Below are 8,500 nucleotides of genomic sequence, written 5' to 3'. Positions count from 1 at the left end.
TTCAATGCTAAGAGACGGCGTCATGTGGGATAAGAATCTCGTTAAAAACTAGCTATTGACGCCATACTCGTTTGTTAGGTTAATTTCTCAACGCACGCTCATTTCTAACCTTAACTGTTTTCGTTAACCGGAGGAAAGAAGTCGCTGTAGTTTAATACCGTGAGTTGTTGAACTAAAAGACTAAAACCTAAAAGAAGAAACAACGTTGAGATCAGGCTAATTACTATAGTCCCTTTCAAAGAGCCTCTAGGCTGTTGAAAAAGTTTCCTTTCCATTATTTTTGTATTCACCCAAAACAAGTAAATAGCCAAGCAACTAAACAGTATTCCGAGTGTATCTATAAATAAATTTCCAGCAGGACGGATTACAGTCCAAACACCAACATAGAGAATTACTCCGCAATATATGTAGTTTCGAATTCCGTCAAACAATGATTTAACTTTATCATCATCTTCATACCATTTATTCAATTATTATCTCCATTAACCTAACGCCCTGTTAAGGTGTGAGCAACGCAATACCGATGCTTCCGCATACCACCTTAAACACCAAACACAACGCATAGCAAAAATGCCACGCGTTGCGAATCACTCTTAAACAGTTTGTTAGCCGCTCATTCCCAAAGGTTACTGCTTACTCAACAAGAACTTACGCAAATCTCTCTCTGCACGCATAACAAATAGAATAAACACTTTGTCACCTTCTTGTTTATAGAAAACGCGACATGGATTAACGACAACTTCACGATAACTTAAATGTTCTAGTTCAGGTGGAATACGACCTGACTCCGGGAAAGTTTGTAGGCGTTCGACTTTGGAGAAGATCGTTTGTACTAACTGCTTTGCAGCTACGATATTTTCAAGTGCGATATATTCAGCGATATCATTGAGGTCAGATAACGCTGGTTCAGTCCAGGTTACTTCAGCCATTTTGACATTTTGTCCTTGGCTTCATCGTGACTTACCACTTTACCGTCAGCTAGCGCACGCTCACCTCTTGCAATACCCTCAAGAATAGCTAAACGATTTTGCATAAATTCATAGTCATCAACATCAACGAGATACGCAGATGGCTTACCATGCTCAGTAATTAACACGGGTTCTTTAGTGTCATGGAGATCGGCGAGGATCTTAGTTGCTTGACGTTTAAGTGATGTAACTAGTTCTACTTTCATGAGAGCTGCTCCAAAGGAATACTAAAGTGATACTATTCTATCACTTTGAGTATAGCAAGCTCCATGACGGCTAACGCCCAATTAAGGTGTGAGGCACGCAATACCGATGCTTCCGCATACCACCTTAACCACTAAAACCAACGCATACCAAAAATGCCACGCGTGCCGAATCACTCTTAAATTGTTTGTTATAAAGCGGACTCTACATTAAACGCCTTTTCTAACCACACCGAGCTTATGTACTGCCCGTGTTTCTTCGCATACTCATTGAAAACTCCGACTTCTCTGAAACCAAACCGTTTATGTAATGCAACTGATGCGTCGTTTGGTAATGCAACACCCGACAATACACGGTGGACGCCGTAAGCACGAATAGATGAGAACAACTGAGTATATAGTTTAGAACCTAAACCTTTCCCTTTAGCTTCTTGTGCCAGATACACGGTCACTTCTACAGTATCGTCAAAAGCTGAAATTGCTCTGTACTGTTGGGAACATGCAAAACCTAGCAATTCGCCGTTTTCTATAGCGACATATAGTTGATATTTGGTGTTGCTAGAGAACTGAGAAAACCATTTCTGACGATTTTCCAGAGTAAATGGAACTTCCTCAAAGCGTGCATTGGTGTGTTCAATATAAAAATTAAAGATGTCTGTAATACCAGTAACATCTTCAAGTTTACCTGTTCGAATTTCCACGAAATGTCCTTTTTCTTCGAGCTTTATAACGCCCTGCTAAGGGGTGAGCAACGCAATACCGAAGCCGCCGCATACCACCTTAATCACTTAAACCAACGCATAGTAAAAATGCCACGCGTTGCGAATCCCTCTTGAGCAGTTTGTTAGTCGCGAGGCACCGAGCGACAATTTTAAGCCGAACTAAACTTTGCGAACAACAAACTTTATGTGCTTTGATGCATTTAAGTCAGGCGTATTCTCAAAGCGGCTAGTCAATGAAACCACTTGGAACAAACAACGCCGAAGAAAACGGACTGACAACACCAAAAAGCGCTTTTGGAAAGCCAATCTCACAGTGCGGACTTTCAACAAAGTCACTGAAACCACGTGGAACTTACCACACCAGAGAAAAAGTCACTTCAGCGAGTAAATCGGCTTTTGTACCAACAAACTCACCGAGCGGAGTTGCAACCAAAAACAGACTCTCGATTGCCCTGCTCTGTCAGCACCAAAGAACAAAACGACCGCTAGGACAGTTACAAAACTTTGGACTTAAAACAGCTAAAACTAAGTTCTGATGATCGACGATTAATCGGTGTAACAGGTAAACAGCTGCTAAATTTTCAGCTCAGAAACATGATTTTGATTGCTAGCTTTTTCTGGCGACTAACGCCAAATTAAGGTGTGAACAACGCTAACCACCCGACCTAAAGCATTGTGCCATAGACACTAAACTGGCTTGAAGTGAAAGCGCCAAGCGTTGTGAATCACTCTTAAATTTATTGTTAGTTTTCCGGTTCAGCAAACTTCAAGATATCCTTGTAATTATTTACAACAATGTCGATAGAGTTATCGTCGTGGTAAACTCGATAAAGCTTCCCACTTTCACCGTCATTAACATTAATAAAGTATGGGTCACCAGAACCACACAAACAGCAAGCGACAGCTATGTACCCAGATTTAACGACGTTAATACCCGGATAATAATTGCTAGTTTCATCGTCAATATCCGAGCACGTAAAGACCTTAAAATCTGCACCTAACCCAGACAAATCGAAATCATCTGGGATCTCAAATGACTTATTACTCAAGTTGTTATCGGATATAAAATCTAACCAATAATCTGGAATATTTATCACTGCAAACTCCAAAAGAAAACTAACGCCCAATTAAGGTGTGAAGCACGCAATACCTATGCTGCTGCATGGTACTTCAACACAGAAACCACCGCATACCAAAAATGCCACGCGTGCTGAATCACTCTTAAATTGTTTGTTATGGCGCTACACTCAACGTTAGCTCTTGTATGTCAATTTGGTCTACTTCCCTGCCCAATATCCGCTTGTACTCGACTAAACGATGAACTGGGATAACTGGCAACTCGATACCTTGATAATCTTTAATAACTGATTCTGAAAAGTAGATTTCAAGCTGGTGCCAAGAGCCATCTTGACGTGATTGTATCTTAGTATGTTCAGACAAACCGATTTCAATTTTTTGATTTTGGTAAACCAATTGGAAATACTCTAGATCCCAACCATATTCGGCATAATGAGTTAACGGTTTGGATATGTATTTTGCTACATGCGATAGCACTTTGTCTGCGTCTGAGTTTCGAATATAAAGATCTATATCTGCGATTTCCCGACTTCCACCATGAATAGTTGCCGCTAATCCACCTACTATTTGATACTCTACAACCTCTGCATCCAAGATCTCTTTGAGCCACTGTAAAGCTACTTTAACTTTATCACTCATCTAGTTCCCTTAGCTGAATTTGCCCTGCGCCATAACGCCCTGTTAAGGTGTGAGCAACGCAACACCGATGCTTCCGCATACCACCTTAACCACAAAACCTAACGCATAGTAAAAATGCCACGCGTTGCGAATCACTCTTAAACAGTTTGTTAGGGCAATTTGAACCCCTTGCGCTTTTGAGATATTTTTTTCGAAAGCTCTAAGATGCCTATTTTGTCTCGCAAAGCATCAATTACAATACAAGCTGTAATTGCTCCTAAATAAACTCCAGAAACGATGCCTGTGATTAAAGGTGATAAGTTGAATATTTCTTCGGAACCCAATGCTTTAACATATGCCAAGTAGAGCATGATGATAGCTGGAACAATGCCGAGTTTATCAACAATTCCAACAAGGAAACCTACCCTCGATTCTAAATACCTGATGCGATCCTCAAAGAGGACCTTAACGCAGTCTATGCTGTCATCACCAAAGGTTGAAATTTCTTCCGCGACTATATAGTCCGACCGATATCTTTCATTTATATCTTTTAAAGTTTCTTTTGTTGCACCCACAAAGAAGCGAACTGTAGAAATGAATGAGGACAATGAATACAGTACAAGAAATGCAAAAAAAGCAAATAACGATATGTAAGAAGTGGTAGCGTCACCTAATAGAGCTGCAATCAAAGCAATAGCTAAAGATACAACGCCCGCCAGAAATGAGAGTGCTTCCATTTTATTAGCAATAAAAAAGTTCTTAACATCGTTTAGTGCACTCTCTTTCGATATAAAGCATTCAATGATCGCACCAATATCATCACTGTTCAAAATATACTCCTATTGCCCTAACGCCCAATTAAGGTGTGAGCCACGCTACCACTGCACTCAAATTGGACACCGTAAACACCAAACTTAACCCAAACCAAAAATGCCAAGCGTGGGGAATCACTCTTAAATTGTTTGTTAAGTGTTTTGTACCCATGTTCTTGATTTAGTTACTTCCCATTCGGTCTTAAGAATGTTCTGCAGTTCAGTCAATATTGCATCAATCGACTCATCTGTAACTTGTGAAGGATTATTGTATAACGCTAATCGCATTTGATTTAGCAATATCAAGAGATTCTCAGTCTGGGAGTCGCTTGGTTTAAACAATAATACTATTTTCGAATACAGTTGATAAAACTCTGCTCGGGATTCTATATATTTTGACTCATACTTATCGCACGCATCTAGATGATTCTGATTGCCTGATGGTGTACCAGACATATGTACGGAATGTTCAAACTCACGTTGCTTTAACGTGTAATACACTTTGCATTGATGGAGTACTTTAGATAGTTCAGAACTGGTGCCTCTAACTTCTTGAATCCACTGATGACGGAACTCTGATATTTTGTTTTGATGTTCAGCGTCTTTAGCTTCATTTGCCAATATGGTTTGCTTCTCTAAAGTAGCTTGAGATAGCCTATTTTGAGATTCAACAGATTTTCTATTGCTGCGGTATGTCACTGTCGCAGCACAAACTACAACGCAAATGGTTACCAAAAATGGAATATTAGAAAACATAATATCCATAAAGTCTTTTGACGACTGCACTAACTCAATTGGTATAGTACTTTCGGCTTTAATCAGTACATCAGAATCTATTTTTGCCACTATATTCTCCTAAACACTTAACGCCTTGCTAAGGTGTGAGTAACGCAATACAAAAGCTACCGCACAGCGCCTTAATCACATGAGCCACCGTATAGTAAAAATGCCACGCGTTACGAATCACTCTTAAGCAATTTGTTAGTACATACGCTACTTCTATTTATGCGCTCCAAGATATTGAAAAGTGGCATGATATGAAAGGCTTTGAACACTGAAGTGAGACGGGCAGCTACAAAACTTTACCGCCATTGAGAAACGAAAGTTGGCTAGAAGAAAAACGCACGGAACTGCTCTACTTTCATTGGCTTCAAATTAGAAAAGGATTCGCTCCTCGCACTCAAACGACAGCCCCAAGGAAAGACAAAGTTCACTTGGAAAACACAGCAAAAACGAAGAAGCGCCAACGAAATAGGCTAAAAGTTAGAAACCGTAAACGGTGAAATCAAAGCGAACACTCCACATATAGTGCCACCGGAAAGAACGTGAAATGCACTAACTGAAAGGTGTAGAGACGAGCGCCAAAACAGATAAACACCAAAACTTATGACCTTTGATGTCAAACCCGTACTAACGCCCTGTTAAGGTGTGAGCAACGCTATACTAAAGCCGCCGCATACCACCTTAAACACAAAACGCAACGCATAGTAAAAATGCCATGCGTTGCGAATCACTCTTAAACAGTTTGTTATAACTCTGATTTTGCCTTAGTCAATAGCTTATGAACGTCTTCTGAGTTCGCGAAGTCTAAACAATATGCCAATTCTATTGCACTACCACTTTTTGATTTATAAGAGTCAATATTCTCATTGCTCAATAATTCACTGAGCTCAAAAAATGCATCCAAAGGCAAATTAGAAAACTCTCTGTAGCCTTGCATTGCCGTTACCGCATCTTTGGCCACATCGGAGCCCTTGTAATAAGTCGCAATACAAGAAGAAAGCGCATATTTTTTAAACAACTGCTCATCACTTTGAGTGCTCAATGGACTTGCGCTTAATCCCACGCTAAAAGTTGCAACAAATATAGTGCTGACTAATCTTCTAGTTTCCATAAGTACGCCTTCTTTGCTTGTGGGAAGTAACAACTATCCGTACATCTTGAGCCAGTCCAAATACTTGCATGCCCTGATGCATCTAGCCAAGTATCCACATCAACGACCAATATACCTTTGTAGTCAGCCAACTTATTCGCGTTAGGATTTTCAATTACAACCTCAGGATCACCAAACTTTTGATGCAAGAAGCTGATCAAATCCCTGACTCTGTAGATATACCAATTTCCCTGTCCACCAGATACAGTTTTATTTTTAATGTAAGGAACCTTAAAACCAGCATAATTAAGTGCATATGACATCCGAATTGCACATGCATTTTCAAAACGGCCCTGCTCTGGTGTTAGCACATTGATATTGTGATTCACTTTACCACCAATTATTGTACCAACGTCCGATACACCTCGGTTAACCTTTGCAAAAGCCACTTTCATTTTTAGTAAGCTAGGACGTGCTGCCATTTAAAAACCTCCCCATCAATTGTTTGAACGAAAAGGTCTCACAAAATAAGCAACCATACTAACAACAAGTTAATTGTTCTTGAGGCTCTTCAAGATCAAAGGTGTAACAATGAAACTGACAAAAGAGTTATAACGCCCTGTTAAGGTGTGAGCAACGCAATACCGAAGCTTCCGCATACCACCTTAATCACTTAAACCAACGCATGGTGAAAATGCCACGCGTTGCGAATCACTCTTAAACAGCTTGTTAAGCCCGTATTGAAAGCACGTGCATTTTTAGACTAGCAGCTATTTGAAGATTCGGTTCGATAGCCAAAGCTAAATCACAATCCAAAACAATCTTCTTAATCAGTTGGGCAAACTCATACTGATTTTGACAAAACCTCAGTAACTCATAATTTGCAGCAGCCCTGTTTTGATAAGGAAGAGCTTGTTTACTGTCCAACTCTAAAGCTAATGTAAAATCATGAACTGCATTGTCAAAACGTGCTTTTTTGACCAAAAGATCGTCTTGAATGTAACCAAGATAATTTAAAGCAATACCTTTATTAGCCAACACATTAAATTCAGGCTCGTAATTTACAGTTAGCAGTTCAAAGCCCTGAACTGCTCGCTCCAAATACTCTACAGCAGATATTTGGCATTTAGCTTCAGTTGCAATGCCTAACTCTTTGTAGCAACAGCTAAGAAGGTAGTTAGCTTGAAAATAGACTTTAGGATTAACTTTCACGCTGCTTGTAAAGGACTCAACCTTATCAATGCAACGTACATACTGTGACGATTTATAGAGTTCATAGGCAAAATCGATTAATGACTCTTCTTCATTTGTTGCATCGATTTTGACTGGTAATGTAAGACTGTATTTACTTAGCACTATACCAAACTGCTGAAGGTCTACCCCCGGCAACACCTCTACAGGTCGAATTGTTAAAGGTAAATAGATTAAACCTAGTTTTGCCTCATAGAAGAAGAACCCAAACCCATTTTCATCACCAGTCCAAGCGTATGAATAGGTGTCATTTGCGGCATTTGATACAAACGGAATCTGGACTGGTGTTGTTGACAGTTGAATACGACCTTTAAACTGAGAAAAATAGTGTTTTTTTACATACCTAAATTTACCAACATCAGAGATTGCTGAAATACAAAAACCACCAACACTTTCTACATTTGCTTCCGAAATTACGACATCCATAGCTCTTTCAAGATCACCGAGCCCAGAAGTGTGTTGAATATTACGAGTTAAAAGCTGATATCCATCAAAGTCACCAATATATGCAAAGTCTGGTTGCGACACCTGACCGCATGAAATCCTATATATTAAGTTATCAACTGCATGACACACTATGTAGTCTGTGTTTTTTGATAAGCTACTTTGAGTCAAAGTATGAACTACTTTATCTAGTTCAAAGGTTTGAACGTCTATTTTATCGAACGCATCTTGTGCTTCGACGCTACAACCTGCAAACGCAATTGCAACTCTCCGACTATCGACTAAAAATAACTTCAATCCACCGTTTTTTTGATAATCAGAGTGTGCTGGTAATTCTCGACTCTCTTGATAGTTTAATCTTGTATCGCTAACGATGCAGACGTTGCCTGTTTCATCTTTCTTAGCAAATATTAGACTCATTCAAAATACCTTACTTGAATGGATGGATAAGGGCTTAACGCCCTGCTAAGGGGTGAGCAACGCAATACAAAAGCCGCCGCATACCACCTTAAGCACTAAAATCAACGCATAG

General features: G+C 39.7%; 12 protein-coding genes. 1 reads left to right on the top strand and 11 read right to left on the bottom strand.

The genetic code is table 11. The annotated features are described in order from the left end of the window. Window positions 1-110: 110 nt before the first annotated feature. The 4 genes from R7F07_RS24170 to R7F07_RS24155 form a co-directional block, all read right to left on the bottom strand. The gene (locus R7F07_RS24170) at window positions 111-470 is read right to left on the bottom strand and encodes a hypothetical protein (protein ID WP_017634597.1); all 360 of its coding nucleotides are present in this window, start codon (window positions 468-470) and stop codon (window positions 111-113) included. A 156-nt stretch (window positions 471-626) separates the two neighbouring features. Continuing rightward, the gene (locus R7F07_RS24165) at window positions 627-929 is read right to left on the bottom strand and encodes a type II toxin-antitoxin system RelE/ParE family toxin (RefSeq protein ID WP_171343476.1); all 303 of its coding nucleotides are present in this window, start codon (window positions 927-929) and stop codon (window positions 627-629) included. Then, window positions 917-1,174: a type II toxin-antitoxin system Phd/YefM family antitoxin gene (locus R7F07_RS24160; protein WP_005448240.1), complete on the bottom strand. Its 258-nt coding sequence runs from the start codon at window positions 1,172-1,174 to the stop codon at window positions 917-919. Before R7F07_RS24160 ends, R7F07_RS24165 begins: the two co-directional genes overlap by 13 nt. A gap of 188 nt (window positions 1,175-1,362) precedes the next feature. After that, window positions 1,363-1,872 (bottom strand): GNAT family N-acetyltransferase, encoded by a 510-nt coding sequence (locus R7F07_RS24155; protein ID WP_005377035.1) that lies wholly within the window; start codon window positions 1,870-1,872, stop codon window positions 1,363-1,365. Between the two features lie 254 nt (window positions 1,873-2,126). On the opposite strand from R7F07_RS24155, the gene R7F07_RS24150 reads away from it, so the two are divergent. Beyond that, on the top strand, window positions 2,127-2,429 hold the full coding sequence (locus tag R7F07_RS24150) for a hypothetical protein (protein ID WP_104033395.1): 303 nt from the start codon (window positions 2,127-2,129) through the stop codon (window positions 2,427-2,429). Window positions 2,430-2,636: 207 nt separating this feature from the next. On the opposite strand, the gene R7F07_RS24145 is transcribed toward R7F07_RS24150, so the two are convergent. The 7 genes from R7F07_RS24145 to R7F07_RS24105 form a co-directional block, all read right to left on the bottom strand. After that, window positions 2,637-2,990, bottom strand: coding sequence for a hypothetical protein (locus R7F07_RS24145; RefSeq protein WP_258495706.1), 354 nt, complete (start codon window positions 2,988-2,990; stop codon window positions 2,637-2,639). Window positions 2,991-3,126: 136 nt separating this feature from the next. Further along, window positions 3,127-3,609, bottom strand: a complete 483-nt coding sequence (locus tag R7F07_RS24135; RefSeq protein WP_064354113.1) for a hypothetical protein — start codon at window positions 3,607-3,609, stop codon at window positions 3,127-3,129. 149 nt (window positions 3,610-3,758) lie between these two features. Continuing rightward, window positions 3,759-4,418: a hypothetical protein gene (locus tag R7F07_RS24130; RefSeq protein ID WP_171343475.1), complete on the bottom strand. Its 660-nt coding sequence runs from the start codon at window positions 4,416-4,418 to the stop codon at window positions 3,759-3,761. 135 nt (window positions 4,419-4,553) lie between these two features. Next, entirely contained in the window at window positions 4,554-5,246 is a 693-nt protein-coding gene (locus R7F07_RS24125; RefSeq protein WP_025769004.1) for a hypothetical protein, read from the bottom strand. Between the two features lie 682 nt (window positions 5,247-5,928). Further along, a complete protein-coding gene (locus R7F07_RS24115; protein ID WP_054577359.1) occupies window positions 5,929-6,294 on the bottom strand; it encodes a T6SS amidase immunity protein Tai4 family protein in 366 nt (121 codons plus the stop codon). Then, complete coding sequence (locus R7F07_RS24110; protein ID WP_054577360.1) at window positions 6,276-6,755, bottom strand: type VI secretion system amidase effector protein Tae4; 480 nt, start codon at window positions 6,753-6,755, stop codon at window positions 6,276-6,278. The genes R7F07_RS24115 and R7F07_RS24110 overlap by 19 nt, the downstream gene beginning before the upstream one ends. A 247-nt stretch (window positions 6,756-7,002) precedes the next feature. Then, the gene (locus R7F07_RS24105) at window positions 7,003-8,388 is read right to left on the bottom strand and encodes a hypothetical protein (RefSeq protein ID WP_171343473.1); all 1,386 of its coding nucleotides are present in this window, start codon (window positions 8,386-8,388) and stop codon (window positions 7,003-7,005) included. Window positions 8,389-8,500 lie beyond the last annotated feature (112 nt).

Origin of the sequence: Vibrio sp. YT-16 (assembly GCF_033337405.1) — a bacterium.
GTDB lineage: Bacteria > Pseudomonadota > Gammaproteobacteria > Enterobacterales > Vibrionaceae > Vibrio > Vibrio alginolyticus.
The sequence above is the reverse complement of the archived record's forward strand: the minus strand, read 5'-3'. Positions and strand labels throughout refer to the sequence as shown.